Origin of the sequence: Mesorhizobium sp. CA7 (genome assembly GCF_020165015.1) — a bacterium.
GTDB lineage: Bacteria > Pseudomonadota > Alphaproteobacteria > Rhizobiales > Rhizobiaceae > Mesorhizobium.
This window is the reverse complement of the sequence record NZ_JAIUHH010000033.1, coordinates 1-17,580: the sequence shown is the minus strand read 5'-3', so window position 1 is coordinate 17,580 and position 17,580 is coordinate 1. Positions and strand designations below refer to the sequence as shown.

18 protein-coding genes are annotated in these 17,580 nt (G+C 63.7%); 9 read left to right on the top strand and 9 right to left on the bottom strand.

All coding sequences use genetic code 11. The features are described from left to right. Window positions 1-309: 309 nt before the first annotated feature. Complete coding sequence (locus tag LB552_RS29490) at window positions 310-597, bottom strand: DUF3175 domain-containing protein (RefSeq protein ID WP_140544432.1); 288 nt, start codon at window positions 595-597, stop codon at window positions 310-312. Between the two features lie 155 nt (window positions 598-752). On the opposite strand from LB552_RS29490, the gene LB552_RS29485 reads away from it, so the two are divergent. From LB552_RS29485 to LB552_RS29455, 7 genes are all read left to right on the top strand, one after another. Next, entirely contained in the window at window positions 753-1,982 is a 1,230-nt protein-coding gene (locus LB552_RS29485; RefSeq protein ID WP_224611705.1) for an MFS transporter, read from the top strand. A 165-nt stretch (window positions 1,983-2,147) separates the two neighbouring features. Beyond that, a complete protein-coding gene (locus tag LB552_RS29480; protein WP_224611703.1) occupies window positions 2,148-3,176 on the top strand; it encodes a LacI family DNA-binding transcriptional regulator in 1,029 nt (342 codons plus the stop codon). 295 nt (window positions 3,177-3,471) lie between these two features. Further along, window positions 3,472-4,596, top strand: coding sequence for a sugar ABC transporter substrate-binding protein (locus tag LB552_RS29475; protein WP_224531863.1), 1,125 nt, complete (start codon window positions 3,472-3,474; stop codon window positions 4,594-4,596). Window positions 4,597-4,664: 68 nt separating this feature from the next. After that, window positions 4,665-6,209 carry a sugar ABC transporter ATP-binding protein gene (locus LB552_RS29470; protein WP_140839557.1) on the top strand — a complete coding sequence of 515 codons (1,545 nt, stop codon included), beginning with the start codon at window positions 4,665-4,667 and terminating at the stop codon, window positions 6,207-6,209. After that, entirely contained in the window at window positions 6,206-7,186 is a 981-nt protein-coding gene (locus LB552_RS29465) for an ABC transporter permease (RefSeq protein ID WP_224611701.1), read from the top strand. The genes LB552_RS29470 and LB552_RS29465 overlap by 4 nt, the downstream gene beginning before the upstream one ends. Before the next feature lie 23 nt (window positions 7,187-7,209). Next, the gene (locus LB552_RS29460; protein ID WP_263481849.1) at window positions 7,210-8,181 is read left to right on the top strand and encodes an ABC transporter permease; all 972 of its coding nucleotides are present in this window, start codon (window positions 7,210-7,212) and stop codon (window positions 8,179-8,181) included. 44 nt (window positions 8,182-8,225) lie between these two features. Beyond that, window positions 8,226-8,729 carry a gluconokinase gene (locus tag LB552_RS29455; RefSeq protein ID WP_224611697.1) on the top strand — a complete coding sequence of 168 codons (504 nt, stop codon included), beginning with the start codon at window positions 8,226-8,228 and terminating at the stop codon, window positions 8,727-8,729. Between the two features lie 12 nt (window positions 8,730-8,741). On the opposite strand, the gene LB552_RS29450 is transcribed toward LB552_RS29455, so the two are convergent. The 3 genes from LB552_RS29450 to LB552_RS29440 form a co-directional block, all read right to left on the bottom strand. Continuing rightward, window positions 8,742-9,887, bottom strand: a complete 1,146-nt coding sequence (locus LB552_RS29450; protein ID WP_224611695.1) for a hypothetical protein — start codon at window positions 9,885-9,887, stop codon at window positions 8,742-8,744. Between the two features lie 89 nt (window positions 9,888-9,976). Next, entirely contained in the window at window positions 9,977-10,426 is a 450-nt protein-coding gene (locus LB552_RS29445) for an RrF2 family transcriptional regulator (protein WP_040984137.1), read from the bottom strand. Window positions 10,427-10,674: 248 nt separating this feature from the next. Beyond that, the gene (locus LB552_RS29440; RefSeq protein WP_140839566.1) at window positions 10,675-11,661 is read right to left on the bottom strand and encodes a sulfate ABC transporter substrate-binding protein; all 987 of its coding nucleotides are present in this window, start codon (window positions 11,659-11,661) and stop codon (window positions 10,675-10,677) included. Between the two features lie 232 nt (window positions 11,662-11,893). Between LB552_RS29440 and LB552_RS29435 the strand changes: the two genes are divergently transcribed. Together LB552_RS29435 and LB552_RS29430 are read left to right on the top strand one after the other, a co-directional pair. After that, complete coding sequence (locus tag LB552_RS29435) at window positions 11,894-12,163, top strand: antitoxin (RefSeq protein WP_224611693.1); 270 nt, start codon at window positions 11,894-11,896, stop codon at window positions 12,161-12,163. Next, a complete protein-coding gene (locus LB552_RS29430) occupies window positions 12,163-12,561 on the top strand; it encodes a type II toxin-antitoxin system VapC family toxin (RefSeq protein WP_411966417.1) in 399 nt (132 codons plus the stop codon). Before LB552_RS29435 ends, LB552_RS29430 begins: the two co-directional genes overlap by 1 nt. Before the next feature lie 15 nt (window positions 12,562-12,576). Here LB552_RS29430 and LB552_RS29425 read toward each other — a convergent pair whose 3' ends face one another. The 5 genes from LB552_RS29425 to LB552_RS29405 form a co-directional block, all read right to left on the bottom strand. After that, entirely contained in the window at window positions 12,577-13,617 is a 1,041-nt protein-coding gene (locus LB552_RS29425; protein WP_140699331.1) for a sulfate/molybdate ABC transporter ATP-binding protein, read from the bottom strand. 71 nt (window positions 13,618-13,688) lie between these two features. Then, the gene (cysW, locus tag LB552_RS29420; protein WP_224544882.1) at window positions 13,689-14,573 is read right to left on the bottom strand and encodes a sulfate ABC transporter permease subunit CysW; all 885 of its coding nucleotides are present in this window, start codon (window positions 14,571-14,573) and stop codon (window positions 13,689-13,691) included. Then, window positions 14,566-15,417, bottom strand: a complete 852-nt coding sequence (gene cysT / locus LB552_RS29415; protein WP_224611690.1) for a sulfate ABC transporter permease subunit CysT — start codon at window positions 15,415-15,417, stop codon at window positions 14,566-14,568. The genes cysW and cysT overlap by 8 nt, the downstream gene beginning before the upstream one ends. A 91-nt stretch (window positions 15,418-15,508) precedes the next feature. Next, window positions 15,509-16,537, bottom strand: coding sequence for a sulfate ABC transporter substrate-binding protein (locus tag LB552_RS29410; protein WP_224611689.1), 1,029 nt, complete (start codon window positions 16,535-16,537; stop codon window positions 15,509-15,511). A gap of 201 nt (window positions 16,538-16,738) precedes the next feature. Beyond that, window positions 16,739-17,491 carry a M15 family metallopeptidase gene (locus LB552_RS29405; RefSeq protein WP_224611688.1) on the bottom strand — a complete coding sequence of 251 codons (753 nt, stop codon included), beginning with the start codon at window positions 17,489-17,491 and terminating at the stop codon, window positions 16,739-16,741. Between the last annotated feature and the right edge of the window lie 89 nt (window positions 17,492-17,580).

Below are 17,580 nucleotides of genomic sequence, written 5' to 3'. Positions count from 1 at the left end.
TGCAACTGTTCAGGTTGATGGTTCACCGGTGGGAAGGGACCGAGCCATGCCACGGCCTGTCCGAAAGGACGACCAGGGATTCATTCGGTCTCCTTCCCACTTCAACCATACACCAGAACCAACACACAGGATTCTCGGGTCTACGCTCCGCTTCGCGTAGCTCCGCCCTAGAATGACGAGGTTGGCGTCTTCAGCTCATCGCCACCGTTTGCGCTGGCTACCCCAAACGGACGTTGATAGCCTTGCCCGACAAGCCTGCATCCAAATCCCTGTGTTGAGGAACTGGTGCTGGCCAGCTCTCAGCAACCCTCAATCCTGCTTTTCGCGACCGAAGGCGACACGCAACTCGTCCTTCGCTTTTTCCAGCACCTTCTTGCGCTCGTCAGGCAGATTCTTGCCGGCCCGGTTGATGTAGAAATTCAACATCGACATGGCGGATTGGAACGGCTCTGCCTTGCGGCGGTGGCTGTGCTCGGCCGAGCGCTTGAGCGATGCGGCGATCTTCTTCGCGTCATCGGATTCGAAGACGTGCTCCTCGAGATCGAGGGCGTCGCTGTGTTCGGTCACGTCGGCCGACCATTTCTTCTTGGCGGTCATGACAAACTCCTTCCTTCAGAGAAACCCCATGAGGTGAGGCGGGTTCCCGGTTCTGGAGCCACGGATTTGCCGGTCGTGGCGCTGCTCGGCTCAGGAAATGGGCCGATAGTGCGCTCAAACGCGCGATCTCGAAGAAATCGTGGACAGGAAACCCCGTGACGACAGTTCCAGGAAACGCGGCAAACAGCGCCGGCATCGATAGCTTCTATGCATGGACGCGGCTCGGGATCTCCTTGCTGCTGGCGACGATCGGCGGCGTCGGCATGTGGGCCGTAGTCGTGGTCCTGCCCGCCGTGCAGGCCGAGTTCGGCGTCGATCGTGCCGCCGCCTCGATGCCTTACACCGTTACCATGGTGGGATTCGCCGCCGGCAATGTGCTGGTCGGCCGCGCCATCGACCGCGTCGGTTACTGGATCCCGGCGCTGGTTTCCTCGATGGCCCTGGTTGCCGGCTTCGCGCTGGCGTCGCTCTCCACTTCGATTCTGCAATTCACGCTCGCCCAAGGCTTGCTCATCGGGGTGGGGACATCGGCGATTTTCGGACCGCTGATCGCCGACATCTCGCACTGGTTCAACCGCCGGCGCGGCGTTGCCGTGGCTACGGCCGCGGCCGGCAGCTATCTCGCCGGAACGGTCTGGCCAGCAATCATACCGCCGCTGATGAAGGCTGAGGGTTGGCGCTTCACCTATGTGGCCATCGGCATCGCTTGCCTGGTGACTATGGCGCCGCTGGTCGTAATGCTGCGACGTCGCGCCCCGGTGGCCGTCGCAGGCTCGCCAGGCGCACGCCCGGTCCAGCCGATTTCATTGTCGCCGGCCGCCCTTCAGGCGCTGCTCGTCATAGCCGGTCTTGGCTGTTGCGTGGCGATGTCGATGCCGCAGGTGCATATCGTCGCCTATTGCATGGACCTCGGCTATGGTGTCGCCCACGGCGCCGATATGCTGTCGATCATGATGGCCGCTGGCGTCGTCAGCCGCCTTGTTTCCGGCTTCGTCGCCGACCGTATCGGCGGGGTGAAGACCTTGCTGATCGGTTCGGTGCTGCAGTGCCTGTCGCTGTTCTTCTACATTCCCTTCGACGGTCTTGCCTCGCTCTATGTCGTCTCGCTGGTGTTCGGCCTGTCGCAAGGCGGCATCGTGCCCTGCTATGCGATCATCGTGCGCGAATACATGCCCGCCAAGGAGGCCGGCCAGCGCGTCGGCGTCGTCATCATGGCGACGATTTTCGGCATGGCTATCGGCGGCTGGATGTCGGGCTGGATCTACGATCTCACCGGATCTTACGCGGCCGCGTTCCTCAACGGAATTGGGTGGAACCTGCTCAACATCCTGATGATGGTCGTGGTGTTCTGGAGGGCAAGGCGCAGCGGCGTCGTCATGGCCTGACGGCTCGCGCCGGCGCTTCTCCTGAAATGCCCTCAGCTTGACAACAAATCGCGGCCGCGCGACGCCAAGGGCAGGGAACGTGGTACAGGCCTGCTAGATGGCGACTCCAGGGTCAATGGCATTGCAAGCGCGCAGCAGGCGGGATTTGACGCACGAGGCTCGCCCTTGACCAAGCCGCGCTCCCGCCGTGGCGGCGGCCGTCCGACCATTGCCGACGTGGCGCGCAAGGCCGGTGTCGGCGCGATCACCGTGTCGCGGGCCTTGCGTGAGCCCGGGCGGGTGTCGGAAGAGCTTCGACGGCAGATACAGGCCGCGGTCGACGAGCTCGGCTACGTGCCCGACCCGAACGCCCGCGCGCTTGCCTCGGCGCGCGCCGAGGTGTTCGGCGTGCTAGTGCCTTCGCTGACCAACAACGTCTTCGCCGAGGTGGTGCGCGGCATCTATGACAGCCTTTCCGACAGTCCGTTCCGCATCCAGATCGGCAACACCCATTATTCAGGCCTGGAGGAAGAGCGGCTGCTGCAGGTCTTCGGATCGCAACGCCCGGCGGCGCTGATCGTGGCCGGCATAGACCAGACGCCCAGCGCGCGACGACTGCTGGAGAATGCCGGCTGCCCGGTGGTGCAAGTGATGGAGACCGGGCCGGACCCGGTCGACATGATGGTCGGCTTCTCGCATCTCGACGGCGGCAGGACTGCCGCCGAACACCTGCTGCAAGCCGGATACCGCAAGATCGGCTTCATCGGCGCGCGGATGGATCCGCGTTCGCAGCGGCGCCTTGCCGGCTACCGCGCCGCGATGGAGGCCGCGGGCCTGTTCGACGCGCGGCTGGTCACCACAACGCCGGTGCCGTCAAGCGTGACGCTCGGGCGCGAGTTGTTCCGCGACGCGCTGGCCAAGATGCCGACGCTGGACGGCGTGTTCTGCAACAATGACGATATCGCGCTTGGCGTTCTGTTCGAATGCCATCGCGCATCGATCGACGTGCCGAAGCAGATCGGCATTGTCGGTTTCAACGATCTCGACATGATGCAGGTGTCGTTTCCTTCAATCACAAGCGTGCGCACGCATCGCTATGAAATCGGCACCCGTGCCGTCGCCATGGCGCTGTCGGCGATCGCCGGAAACCGGCCGGAACAGCGGATCGTCGATCTCGGTTTCGAGCTGATGCGGCGCGAGAGCACCGCGCGCTGACGCGGTACTGTTGGTTCCTTAAGATGATGCTTTACAGCCTGAGATGGTAGCGCTACCATTTGCATGCCGGTAAAGGCTCGGCGAGGCGGGAAGGCTGTTTATTATACATAAGCAACAGCTCGTACTTGTTTATTATGTATAATATGATAGTTTTCTAAATTGCCAGAGAGCTGAGGGGGACGAGGAGGATCAGGGCGGCGCGGCCGTCCTGTGTGGGTGTCTGGTTGGCCGGAGGGTTGCCGACCGTATCGCCAAAGATTCATAACAAGCGGAACTGCAACTGGGAGGAATATCGATGATCAAGTCACTCGTTGGCGGCGTCATTGCCGCCACCGCATTTGTCATGCTGAGTTCGTCGGCGATCGCCGGACCCGAGGTCGTCAAGGGGCCCGCGGCCGAGCCGGACTGCTTCGCGCCGTGGTCGGCCGACACGCAGTTTTTCAAGTATCCGAAGAAGGACGGTCCATACCGCATCGCCCTTGCCAACGGCTACATCGCCAACACCTGGCGCATCCAGATGATCCAGACGGCCAAGGCCTATGCGGCGCAGCCGGATGTCGCCAAGAAGCTCAAGGAATTCAAGGTCGTGTCGACCGGCGAAGATGTGCCGGCGCAGATCTCGGCGATCAACAACTTCATCGACTCCGGCTTTGACGCCATCGTCGTCAACGCGCAGAACCCGACCGCATTCGGGCCGGTCATCAAGCGCGCCAAGGAAGCCGGTGTCGTGCTTGTCGCGTTCGACAACATCCTCGACACCAAGGACGCGATCAACGTCAATGTCGATCAGAAGGGCCTCGGCGAGCTCTGGGGCAAGTGGCTGGTCGCGCATGTGCCGAACGGCGGCAAGGTGCTCGAGGTGCGCGGCGTTGCCGGTACTTCGGTCGACACCGACCGCCACAATGGCATCCACGAGGTACTCGATGGTTCCGGCAAGAAGTGGGCCGTCACCGAGGTGGTCGGCAAGTGGGATGACGGCGTGGCGCAAAAGGCCACGGCCGACGCGATCGCCACCAGCGGCCCGTTCGACGGCATCACCGGGCAGGGCGGCGACACCGGCATCGTGCAGGCGATGATCGACGCCAAGCATCCGTTCGTGCCGTTCGGCGGCGAGACGGAAAACGGCTTCCGCAAATTCTGCGCCGCGCATGCGGCCGACGGGCTGAAATGCTCGTCCGCCGGTACCGGTCCGGCCCAGGTGGCGGTTGCCATCAAGACGGCGATTGCCGCGCTCGAAGGCAATGTCGTGCCGCAATCGGTCAAGCTGCCTTTGGCCATCGTCGAGGATCCGAACTTCAAGGCGGGTCAGGATTTCTTCCCCGACCAGTCCGACAATTTCTTCGTCGGCAATTCCTTTCCGACCTGCGGCATCAATTTCACCGCGCAGGAAATCATGGGCCAGACCAAGGAAAACAAATAGTCTGACTGGACAGTGCCGCGGAGAGCCCGCGGCACTGTCTCCCCAATCAAAACCGGCCGGGAGGGCTGATGGACGGCACGGCTCCGCTCTTCCGCATGGAAGGCATATCCAAGCGCTATGGCGGCGTTCGGGCCTTGGAGAAGGCCGAACTGACGGTCACCGCCGGCAGCATCCACGCCATCCTCGGCGAGAACGGCGCCGGCAAATCGACGCTGATCAAGGTCATGGCGGGCGTTGTGGCGCCGGATGAAGGGCGCATGACGCTGGACGGAAGCGAGGTCACCTTCGCTTCGCCTGCCGCCGCCAACCAGGCCGGCATCGTCTGCATTTTCCAGGAGCTGTCGCTGATTCCGGAGCTCAGCGTCGCCGACAACATCGTCATTTCCAATCCACCCAAGCGTTTCGGCATGATCGACCGCAAGGCGCAGCGGAAGATCGCTGAGGAGGCGCTGGCACGCGCTGGCGCTTCCGACATTCATCCCCGCGCGCTGGTCAAGGACCTGCCGCTGTCGCGCCGGCAGATGGTGGAGATCGCCAAGGCGCTGGCCCGGAAACCGCGCATCCTGATCCTCGACGAGGCGACCTCGGCGCTGACGGCGGCGGACGTCGCCAAGGTCTTCGAGGTGTTGAAACGGCTGCGCTCGGAAGGGCTGGCGCTGCTCTACATCTCGCACCGCATGAACGAGATCGCGGAACTCGCCGACCATTGCACGGTGTTCCGCAACGGCCGCAACGTCGCCAGCTACCCGGCCGGCTCGAAGAGCGACAACGAGGTGGTCGAGCTGATGATCGGCCGCGAATACAGCCATATCTTCCCGCCGAAACCCGCTTCCGCCCCGGCCGCTGCGACGGTGCTCGAAGCGCGCAATCTCTCCTGGGCCGACCGGCTGGACAATATATCGCTGAGTGTCAGGGCAGGGGAGGTCGTGGGCTTGGGCGGTCTCGACGGGCAGGGTCAGCGTGAATTGCTGCTTGCCTTCTTCGGCGTGCTGCGCGGCCTGCGCGGCGAGGTGCTGATCGACGGCAAGCCGGTTTCGATCGCCAGTCCGACCGCGGCCAGCCATGGCCGCATCGGCATGGCGCTGATCCCCGAGGATCGCAAGACCGAAGGACTGATGCTGCCGATGACGGTGCGCGAGAACCTGTCCTTCGCGGCGCTCGACAGGTTGTCGAAAGCGGGCATCATCGACCGCGCCGCCGAGCAGCGCCTGATCGACGACATGGTCGGGCTGCTGGCGATCAAGACGGCGGGCCTGGACATTCCCGTCGGCGCGCTTTCGGGCGGCAACCAGCAGAAGGTGGTGATCGCCAAATGGCTGATGCGGCAGCCGCGCATCATCCTGCTCAACGATCCGACGCGCGGCATAGATGTCGGCACCAAGCAGGAGCTCTACCAGCTTATGCGCAAGCTCGCCGATGCGGGTGCTGCGATCCTGTTCTATTCGACCGACTATGACGAGCTGATCGGCTGCTGCGACCGCGTGCTCGTGCTCTATGACGGCGCGGTCAAGCGCGAGCTGGTCGGCGCCGGGCTCACCGAGCATGCGCTTATCGCCAGCGCGCTCAACATCCACGGCGATGACGTCCGCATCGGGCAGGGAGAGCGCGCGTGAAGGATTGGCGCTACCGGCTGGCCGAACAACGCGGAACGCTTTTGGCCTTCGGCATCTTCATCGTCATGTTCGCAATTTACAGCGCGAACCATCCGGCCGGCTTCACCGCCAATGTCGTGCAGACGGCCGCCAACAAGGGCGTGCTGCTCGCCTTCGTCGCGATGGCGCAGACATTGGTGGTGATCACCGCCGGCATCGATCTGTCGGTCGGCATGATCTTCACGCTGACCAACTGCATGGCTTCATGGCTGGTGGTCGGCACCGGCCTGGAAACGGCGTTCGGCGTCCTGGCGGTGCTGGGCACCGGGCTCATCTGCGGGGCGATCAACGGCGCCATTGTCATCTACGGGCGGCTGCAGCCGATCGTCGCCACCATCGCCACGGGCGCCGTCTATTTCGGCTTGGCCTTGCTTTTGCGCCCCGTTCCCGGTGGTTCGGTCAACGAGGAACTTGCCGATTTCCTGACCGGGCGTTTCTTCGGCATCGTGCCTGCGAGCCTCGTGGCGCTGCTCGTCATCGTGCTTGTCGTCTGGGTGCCGTTCAGTCGCTCCGAACTTGGGCGCGCCGCTTATGCCGCGGGCTCGTCGGAGACGGCGGCCTACATGTCCGGGGTGCCGATCCGCAGAGGCAAGTTGCTGGCTTATACGCTTGCCGGCCTGCTTGCGGCGATCGGCGGACTGTTCCTGACCTTCTTCACCTATACGGGCGAGGCGGCCTATGCCAGCGGCAACGCCTACACGCTGTTTTCGATCGCCGCCGTCGTGCTCGGCGGCGTGTCGCTGTTCGGCGGCAAGGGCAGCGCCATCGGCGCGATCTTCGGCGCGCTCGCCTTCCGCACCATCGGCGACCTCCTGTTCGTCTTCGATTTCGATCCGCTCTGGCAGCCGTTGTTCCAGGGCGTTATCCTGTTGATCGCGGTCAGCCTTGGCGCCTTCGCGCTGTTTCGGGTACGCAACCGGCTGGAGTGGTTCCTGTGAGCGAAACGACGCATGGCGGCATCATGGGCGGCATCGCCGGCCGCATGCCCAAATTCATCCGGCGCGCCGACCCGGCAGTGCTGACGGCCTTTGCCTGCATCGTGGTCCTGCTCCTGCTCGGCAGCCTCTATTCGCGCAACTTCCTATCGCCGGAATATCTCCTGCAGCAGTTGAAGGTCGCGTCTTTCCTCGGCGTCATCGCCACCGGCATGATGCTGGTCATCCTGCTTGGCCAGATCGATCTTTCCGTGCCATGGGCCGTGGCCGCCGGCGCCATGATGGCCTGCGCGGCCGCGGCCTACGGGTCAGTCGGCGTTGCTCTCGCCATCCCCTTCGGCGTCCTGTGCGGCGTGGCGATAGGCATCGTCAACGGCATCGGTGTCGCCTACCTGCGCATCCCCTCGATGATCATTACTTTAGCCACCAATGCCGTGGCGCAAGGGCTGATGGTGGTCTACACAGGCGGCTTCTCGCCACAGGATTCGGCGACCGCCGCGATGCGCTACCTGGCAACCGGTTTCACCATCCCGGGCGTTCCCAATGCCGTCATCATCTGGGTCCTGATCGGCGCCGCGATGGTCTTTGCGCTGACCCGCACAAGCTTCGGCCGCGCCGTTTACGGCATCGGCAACCGTGAGCGCGCCGCCTACCTGTCCGGCATCGACACGCGTCGCATCGTCATGATCGCCTTCGCCGTCTCCGGCGGGTTGTCGGCCTTTGGCGGCGTGCTTCTGGCGGGCTATGCATCCAAGGCGGCGCAGTCCATGGGCGATGCCTATCTCCTGCCGTCAATCGCGGCGGTTGTCCTGGGCGGCACATCGATCCTGGGCGGGCGCGGCTCCTATCTGGGCACGGTGGCCGGCGTGATCCTGATCACGCTCCTGCAATCCATCCTCTCGGTCATGCAGATGCCCGAGGCCGGACGGCAGATCATCTATGGCATCGTCATCGTCGCCATGCTCCTGCTCTACGGGCGCGCGCCGGCAAGCCGCTGACCGTGGACGAGGCGCACGCAAGACCGCAGATCCCGGAGCCTGGCATGAACGATCTTCGGACGGCGCCCGCCATCGTCGTCATGGGCGTTGCCGGCTGCGGCAAGACCGCCGTCGGCGAGGCGCTCGCCGAGGCGCTAGGCGCCGACTTCATCGAAGGAGACCTGCTGCATACGCCGGAGAACGTGGCGCGCATGGCGCGCGGCGAGCCGCTGACCGATGCGTTGCGCGCCGGCTGGCTCGACGCCATAGGCGAGCGTATCGCGACCTCGGTTGCCGATGGGCGGAAGGCAGTGGCGGCGTGCTCGGCGCTGAAGCGAAGCTATCGTGACCGGCTGAGCCGCTTCTGCCCCGGTATGGTCTTCCTCTATCTCAGGATCGATCGGGAGACCGCCTGGCGACGGGTCGCCGATCGCAAGGGGCATTTCATGCCCGCCAGCCTGGTCGACAGCCAGTTCGCCACACTGGAAGAGCCTGCCGCGGACGAACAGGCGGTAACGGTCGACGGAACGCGAAGTGTTGCAGGGATCCTGCAGGAGATCGTCCGCTAGATCAGTTGGTAATCAGGCTTCGTCGTTGCCGATCGCGGCTTCGGCTGGCTGCTCGGTCAGCCGCACGGCGCTCGACCAGGCCATCATCTGCTCAGGACAGAGTTTGAGTGTCTCCAGCATCCGGTCGCGCTTCGACAGGATAAATCCCGCCTGAACGACGAGATTCTTCCCTGTCGTGTCGTTGGCAGGCGATGCTGGCGCCTCTGGCGTCGCGCTCAGTTCTTTGACGATCGCCCTATATTCGCGAAAGGGCGCCGTCTCGATGGTCGCCATATGAAACAGCGCAGCGCCGGCGCGCGCGGCGAAGTTTGCCGGCGCCGAGGCGAGGTGGGTCCAGCCGCGCTCGCCCATGGCGGCCTCGGTGAAGGCGGAGCCGGCATAGACGGTGTTGGTCATCAGCACCACGCCGTTTGCTTTCAGCACCTTCTGGATACGCGTGGTGACCTGATAGGCGTCGGTGCGCTCAAAGACGATCCGGCTTTTCAGGAACCGGTTCTCGAGCCTGACCAGCGGCGGGTTGATCACGCGCAGGCCGAACTTGCTCGGCGAGAAGCCGTGGTAGCGCGCGCTCACCTGATGGGCATCGACGCCGGCCTCATGCAGGGCGCGCTTGCCCATGATCGTCTGCGCCGTGAACTGGTCGCACCACACGATGGCGCCACGCCCGTTGCGCAGGGCTTGTTGCAGAGCCTCTAGGCCTTCGAGCCGGATCGCCGGCGACCAGCGCCAGCCGGCGACGAGATGCGCCGCAAGCGTCAGCCGCCGGCGGTGAACGGCGGCGAGTTGCGCCTCGAACATGCTTTTCGTGTCGACGGTATTGCCGAGCACGGCCTTCACCGCGACGTCGTAACGGGCAAACTCCTTGCGGAAGTGGCGCTTGCGCCTGAGCCTGGACACCCAGCTGCAGATCGAGCTCCACCAGGAGACCGGCAGCACCGCCGCGACGCCGAGATAGAAACAGGACAACAGGCTCTCGCGCGGATCCCGATTGGTGAAGCGACGCAATTTGCCGGGGCGCACAACCTTGCGGCTGAAGAAGCGAACGGACTCGCCGCGCTCCGGCACCGGCACGTCGGCAGTGATCTCGGTATGATAGATGTCGTTCGACGATGGTTGCCGGCTGGCCTTACGGGAATTGCCAAGCCAAGGCAGCCTCATGCGTCAGAGCCCCGTTTCATCCTCCAGCCGCTTTACTGCGTGGAGAGCAGACAAGCAACCGACGGGACTGCCGTCAGGGCCGGGTCGCTTCAAATCTGAGAGGTGAGCTCGGCCGGGAAATCGTCGTTGTCGGCGTCGCGCATGGCGGCGAGGCTGCGGTTGTCGAGCACCTCGGCGATCGCCTGGCGCACTTCCAGCATCATGTGGCGGACCTGGCACGTTGCCTCGTCGCAATCCTCGCAGCGCTGGTATTGCGTGCGGCTGGCGCAAGGGATCGGCGCCAGCGGCCCGTCGAGCACGCGCACGACATGGCCGATCTTGATCTCGGAAGCGGGACGGGCGAGGCGGTAACCGCCTTCCTTGCCCTTGCGGCTCTGGACGAAACCGGCATTGCGCAATTCGCCCAGGATCGCATCCAGGAATTTCTTCGGGATGTTGTTGGCGACGGCGATGTCGTTGACGAATGCAAGCTGGCCAGCCGGCAGGCCGGAAAGATGCACGAGGGCCTTGAGGCCGTATTTGCCTTTTTTGGTCAGCATGCCCGATTCAGTTCATCAACCCCAATGCGCCTGCATCTGGCGGTTGTTTGTGTGCAAATCATGACAGTTTGACCGCCTGACGCCGCCTGGCCCAATAATTCGCACCAAAGCTTAGGCACAAACGCGTTGATTCTTCGTAACGTTTTTCACATTTGGGGTTGGGATTTCCCCGCGAACTCATGCAGCCCCGCTTACATGAAGAAAGCCGGCTCAGCCGGCTTTCCTGCTCTTCCTGATTGCGGAGCTTTTCAGCGGCTGCCGTAGGCCTGATCGAGCAGCCCGCCGGCGGCGAAATGCTCTTTCTGCACCTTGTCCCAGCCGCCAAAGACGTCCTCCACGGTCAGCAGCCGGACATCCGGGAAATCCGCCTTGTGCTTGGCGGCGACCGTCGCGTCGCGGACACGCAAGCCGTTCCCGGCGGCGATCTCCTGGCCCTCCGGCGTGTAGAGGAAGTCGAGATAGGTCTTGGCGAGATCGCGGCTGCCATGCTCGTCGGCGACCTTGTCGACGACCGCTACGGGGAACTCGGCCAGCAGGCTGACCGAAGGCGTGACCTGCTCGAACTTGTCGTCGCCATACTCCTTGCGAATGCCGCGCGTCTCAGACTCGAAGGTGATCAGCACGTCGCCGATCTCGCGCTGGACGAAAGTGGTGGTGGCGGCGCGGCCGCCGGTGTCGAAGATCGGCACGTTGTTGAAGAGCTTGGTGATGAACTCCTTCACCTTGGCGTCGTCGCCCTTGAAGGCTTCCTTGGCGTAGGCGGTGGCGGCGAGATAGGTGTAGCGCGCATTGCCGGATGTCTTCGGGTTCGGGAAGATCACCTGCACGTCGTCGCGCACCAGATCGTTCCAGTCCTTGATATGTTTGGGATTGCCGGCGCGCACCAGGAAGGACGGCAGCGAATAGAAGGGCGAGGCGTTGTCCGGGAAATTCTTCTGCCAGTCGGCCGAGACGAGACCCTTCTTGACCAGGAAGTCGACATCGGTGACCTGGTTGAAGGTGACGACATCGGCGCCAAGGCCTTCGGCGATCGCGCGCGCCTGGGCCGAGGTGCCGGCGTGCGATTGGTCGATCGCGACGCCGGGGTGCTTGGCGATGAAGGCCTTGTTGATGTCGGCGAACAGCTCGCGGCCAACATCATAGGATGCATTCAAAAGCTTGTCGGCCGACCAGGCTTGGGAGGACGCGAGGACGAGACCGGCAACAGCCGCGATGCCGAGCAACAGACGCTTCATGAAAACGGACTCCGAGGAAAATATGGCAATGGCCGATGATAGCCGTGGCGCTGTTGAGCGGCGAGACACGCGCGCCGGCTAGACGGCGTCAGGTGAGAAAAGTCACCGCCGGAACAGTCGGTTGTTAGGATTTCTTTCCAGCAAGAGTCATCGTGGAGCGATATCCATAGGCAAAAAGATTGCGCTTCGGCGCCTTGGCATATACATATGGCATATACAAGGGAATGCCGTGATGAGCCAACGCCATGCAGCGACGCCGCCGAAAGAGGCAAAGCTGTTCCGCAACAACCGCAGCCAGGCGGTGCGGATTCCAGTCGAGTTCGAACTCCCCGGCGACAAGGTCCTGATCAGCCGCGAGGGCGACCGTCTTGTTATCGAGCCTATTCGTAAATCAGGTCTCACGGCACTGCTCGCCCAGTGGGCGAAGGAAGCCCCGCTGGGTCCTGAGGATGACTTCCCCGAGATCAAGGATAGTCCCGTCGGACCGGAGGACATTTTTTGATGCGGTTCATGCTCGACACAAACATCATTAGCGACATGATCCGAAACCCAGGCGGCAAAGCCGCCGGCGTCATGGCGCGCGAGGGAGACGCTGCCGTGTGCACCAGCATCGTCGTCGCTTCGGAACTGCGGTACGGCTGCGCCAGGAAGGGATCGGCCAAGTTGCTCAAGAAGGTCGAGGAACTGCTGGCCGAGATTCCGGTGCTGCCGCTCGATGTGCCGGCGGATACCGAGTATGGCGCGCTGCGCGCCGAACTGGAAGGCAGGGGCGAGACCATCGGCCACAACGACCTCTTTATCGCTGCTCACGCCTGCGCGTCAGGTTCCACGCTGGTGACAGCCAACATGGCCGAGTTCAGCCGGATCGGTAAGCTGAAGCTCGAGAACTGGCTGGAATAACGCTCGACGCGACGATCACGCCGCCGGAAAAAGCTTCCAGCGTCGCGGCCTGAAAGCCACCCGGCTCTTCTGCGCCGCAGGATGGTCTACGGGCAGCTCGATCTCGACGCGCTGGCGCTCACCGCCGATCTCGAGCTCGACGCGCCTGGTGCCGGCGACGCGGCGGCTGGCGGCAACCGTGCCGGCGATGCAGCCGCTGCAGCCGTCGACCAGGTCGACGTCATGCGGACGGAAGTGGAGGACTGCCTCGCCGGACGGCGCGTGCGGCGCCGAGAGCCCGATCGGCCGGTCGGCGATCCACACCTCGCCGTTCTCGACCTTGACCGGCAGCGAGCTCGACTCGCCGATGAAGGAGTAGACGAAGGGCGAGTTCGGTGTGTCGTAGATATCGTCGGCGGTGCCGACCTGCTCGATGCGGCCCTGGCTCATGACCACGACGCGGTCGGCGAGCTCCAGCGCTTCTTCCTGGTCATGCGTGACGAAGACGGTCGTGTGGCCGGTGCGGTCGTGGATCTCGCGCAGCCAGCGGCGCAGCTCGCGGCGAACCTGCGCGTCAAGCGCGCCGAACGGTTCGTCGAGCAGAAGCACCTTGGGCTCGATCGCCATGGCGCGGGCGAGCGCGACGCGCTGGCGCTGGCCGCCTGAAAGCTGAGCGGGGTAGCGTTTCTCCAGTCCCGACAGCTGGACGAGATCGAGCAGTTCCAGCGCCCGGCGGCGGATTTCCTGCCCCGACGGCCTTGCGGCGCCGTGCCGGACCTTCAGGCCGAAGCCGATGTTGTCGGCAACCGTCATGTGGCGGAACAGCGCGTAATGCTGGAAGACGAAGCCGACATTGCGCTCCTGGATCGACTTCTGCGAGGCGTCCTCGTCGCCGAAGAAGATCGCGCCCTTGGTCGGCCGTTCCAGGCCGGCGATGAGCCGAAGCAGAGTCGTCTTGCCGGAGCCGGACGGCCCGAGCAGCGCGATGAGCTCGCCAGACCTGATGTCGAGCGATACGTCGTGGAGCGCTGGAAACCGCTCGAACTCCTTGCGCACGTTGACGACGCGAACTTCCATGCAAATCCCTCGGTTCGTTGATGCTGTCGGTGTTCCCAAACTGCCAGGCACTCTCGGGCGACAGGTAGTGTTCAGTGTCCGCGTGTCGCGGCAAGCTCGGCGCCGTAGCGCATCTCCAAAAGCGTTTTCAAGACCAGCGTCACCAGCGCCAGGCCGGCCAGCAGCGAAGCGACGGCAAAGGCCCCGACGGCGTTGTATTCGTTATAAAGGATCTCGACATGCAGCGGCATGGTGTTGGTGAGGCCGCGTATGTGGCCCGAAACCACCGAGACCGCGCCGAACTCGCCCATAGCGCGCGCATTGCACAGAAGCACGCCATAGAGCAGTCCCCATTTGACGTTGGGCAGCGTCACATACCAGAAGGCCTGCCAGCCGCTGGCGCCCAGCGAAAGCGCCGCCTCCTCGTCGCCATTGCCCTGTTCCTGCATCAGCGGGATGAGCTCGCGCGCGACGAAAGGGAAGGTGACGAAGATGGTGGCCAGCACGATGCCGGGCACGGCGAAGAGGATGACGATGCCATGCGCCTTCAACCAGGCGCCGAGCAGCCCCTGCGCGCCGAAGAGCAGCACATAGACCAGGCCGGAAATGACCGGCGAGACCGAGAAGGGCAGATCGATCAGCGTGGTCAGGAACGCCTTGCCCTTGAATTCGAACTTGGCGATGGCCCAGGCGGCAGAGATGCCGAAGACGACGTTGAGCGGCACCGAGATCGCCGCCACAAGCAATGTCAGACGGATGGCGGAGCGCGTATCGGGGCTGGAAAGGGCTTCCGTGTAGGCGCCGATGCCTTTGGCAAGCGCCTCATGAAAGACGACGATCAGCGGCAAAAGCAGGAAGACTGCAAGGAAGGCGAAGGCGATGGCCATCAGCACGGCCTTGACGGGCCGGCTTTCGGTCACCGCGGCCGACTGGCTCTCGTGATGCGGCTCGTAGGATTTGATCTCGGGATCAGCCATAGCGCTTGCGGCTCCATGTCTGGACGAGATTGACCACCAAAAGCATCACGAAGGACAGCGCCAGCATGATCGCGGCGATCGCAGTCGCCGCCTCGTAATTGTATTCCTCGAGCCTGATCACGATGAGAAGCGGCGCAATCTCGGACTTGAAGGGCAGGTTGCCGGCGATGAAGATGACCGAGCCGTATTCGCCGACGCCGCGCGCGAAGGCGAGCGAGAAGCCGGTGATGATCGCCGGCGCCAGGCCTGGGAAAAGCACCCGGGTGATGATCTGGAAACGGCTGGCGCCGAGCGTGGCGGCTGCTTCCTCGACCTCCTTGTCGATCTCTTCCATGATCGGCTGGACGGTGCGCACCACGAAGGGCAGGCCGATGAACACCAGCGCGACGACGATGCCGAGCGGCGTGTAGGCGACCTTGATGCCGAGCGGCATCAAAAGCTCGCCGATCCAGCCGTTCGGTGCATAGAGCGTGGTGAGCGCGATGCCGGCGACGGCCGTTGGCAGGGCGAAGGGCAGGTCGACCATCGCGTCGGCGATGCGGCGTCCAGGGAAGCGGTAGCGGACCAGCACCCAGGCGACGATGGTGCCGAACACGACGTTAACGACAGCCGCCAGAAAGGCGGTCCCGAAGCTTATCTTCAGCGCGTTGAGGGTGCGTCGGTCGACGGCGATCGCCCAGAAATCGGCCCAGCCGAGCGCTGCCGAGCGCCAGACCAGCCCCGAAAGCGGGATGAGGATGATGAGCGTGAGGTAGGCAAGCGAGAAGCCGAGCGTCAGTCCGAAACCCGGAATGACACTCGGCTGCTTGAATCGCCACCCCGCCTTGACGGGTGCTGTGGTCATGCTGTTCTGGATCGTCCCTTCTATTCAAACCAGAATGGCTTTGCGCAGTTGCAGTCCGCCGGCATGCCCGAGGCTCACCGGCCGTCCGGCCTCACTGCGCCGGCTTGTAGATCTGGTCGAATATACCACCGTCGCCGAAATGGTAAGGCTGCGCTTTCTTCCAGCCGCCGAACTGCGGGTCGTCGATGGTGACCAGCTTGATTGCCGGCAGCTTGGCAAGGTCCTCGGCCGGCACCAGGTCGGGCTTGGCCGGGCGATAGTGATTCTTGGCGATGATGGTCTGCGCTTCCTTGGAATAGAGCCAGCCCAGATAGGCCTCCGCGACCTTGCGCGTGCCCTTGGCGTCGACATTGGCGTCGACGACCGCGACCGGCGGCTCGGCCAGGATCGAGGTCGGCGGGTAGACGATGTCGAAATTGTCGGCGCCGAATTCGTCGAGCGCGAGATATGCTTCATTCTCCCAGGCGATCAGCACGTCGCCCAGGCCCTTCTGCGCGAAGGTCACCGTCGAGCCGCGCGCGCCGGTATCGAGGACCGGGACGTTCGCATAAAGCTTGCCGACGAACTCCTTGGTCTTGGCTTCGTCATTGCCGTCATTGGCGTTCGCATAGGCCCAGGCGGCAAGATAGTTCCAGCGCGCGCCGCCGGACGTCTTCGGGTTCGGCGTGATCACCTGGACACCGTCCTTCACCAGATCGCTCCAGTCCTGGATGCCCTTGGGATTGCCCTTGCGCACCAGGAAGATGATGGTCGAGGTGTAGGGTGCGGAGTTGTTCTCGAACTTCGTGCGCCAATCCGGGTTGATCTTCTTCGTCTTCGAGACGATGGCGTTGATGTCGCCTTCGAGGGCCAGCGTGACGACGTCGGCGTCGAGGCCGTCGATCACCGCCCGGGCCTGCGCGCCGGAACCGCCATGCGACTGCTGGATGGTGACGGTTTCGCCGGTCTCAGCCTTCCAGTGCGCGGCAAACGCCTCATCATAGGCTTTGTAGAGCTCACGTGTCGGGTCATAGGACACATTCAGAATGGTCGTGTCGGCAAACGCGAAACCGAGCGTGCCGAACTGGACAGACGTGGCGACCAGCGCGCCGAGCAGTTTCCTGAAATGAGGTTTGGTCATTCCGGCCTCCGTTGAACTGCACGAACTCTACCGAGTTTATAGAATTTAGATGCATTGAATGTTGCCTTTTTCATCTCCTCGAAGCAATTTTTCGCCGAGCTTAGGCCGGTTGAGGAAATAACTTCCTCAGCCAGCGGCCGCAGGGCTTCATCCGCCGGCCCTAATTAGAAGCGGTCAGGGTGATGACAACCCCAGGGCGCCTCAATTGGCGTTAACCGGGAAATCGAAGCGCTGTTTTGGGAAAGGCTCTTTGGCCAGGGTGAAGTGCCACCATTCGCGCGCATAGTTGCGAAAGCCGGCGGCGCGCATTGCGATCAGCAGCGTCTTGCGGTTTGCGGTGGCTTCGGCGTCGATCAAGGCGCTGGCGGTTTCGCTCTTTGGGTCAAAGCAGTCGAAACCGGTGCCGAAGTCGAGCGTGTCGCCGTCCGGCGCACCGCAGGCCGGATGAACCGCGCTGTTATTGCCGGGCTCGGCGATGGCAAGGTCCACCGTCGAACCTCGAGAATGGCTGGAGAACTCGCCGATATAGCCTTTGGCGATGAGATCGCCACGCTCGGCGGTCGGATACCATTGCGGGTCAGGCCGGCCGCCTTCTCTTGTCCACCTGCCCATATCGGCAACCGCTCGCGCCGGGCGGTAGCAGTCGAACACGACCAGCGTCAGGCCTTTGGCGGTCATGGCTTTCTGGACGCTGGACAGCGCCTTCGCCGCCTGCGCGGTCAGGATGCAGACCGGCGCGTCATAGCCGTCGGCTTTGCGGTGCAGGAAATTTTCCACGCCGGCGTAGCGGATATCCTGGCGAATGGTCGGGTCGATGTCGGCCAGCCTGACGAAGCCGGCGGGCAGGGGATCGGCGCGGACTGAGAGAGGGCTCGCGATTGCTAGCGCAAGCGCCGCGAAGAATGCTCTCGACAAAAGTCGGCGCGAGGCCCCCCTCTCTGCCCTGCCGGGCATCTCCCCCTCAAGGGGCCTGTTGCGCAGTTAGCGAGAACAGGCTCGCAGAGGGGTTTTGGCCGCGAAGTCTGTTGTGCTTGGTGGGCGAT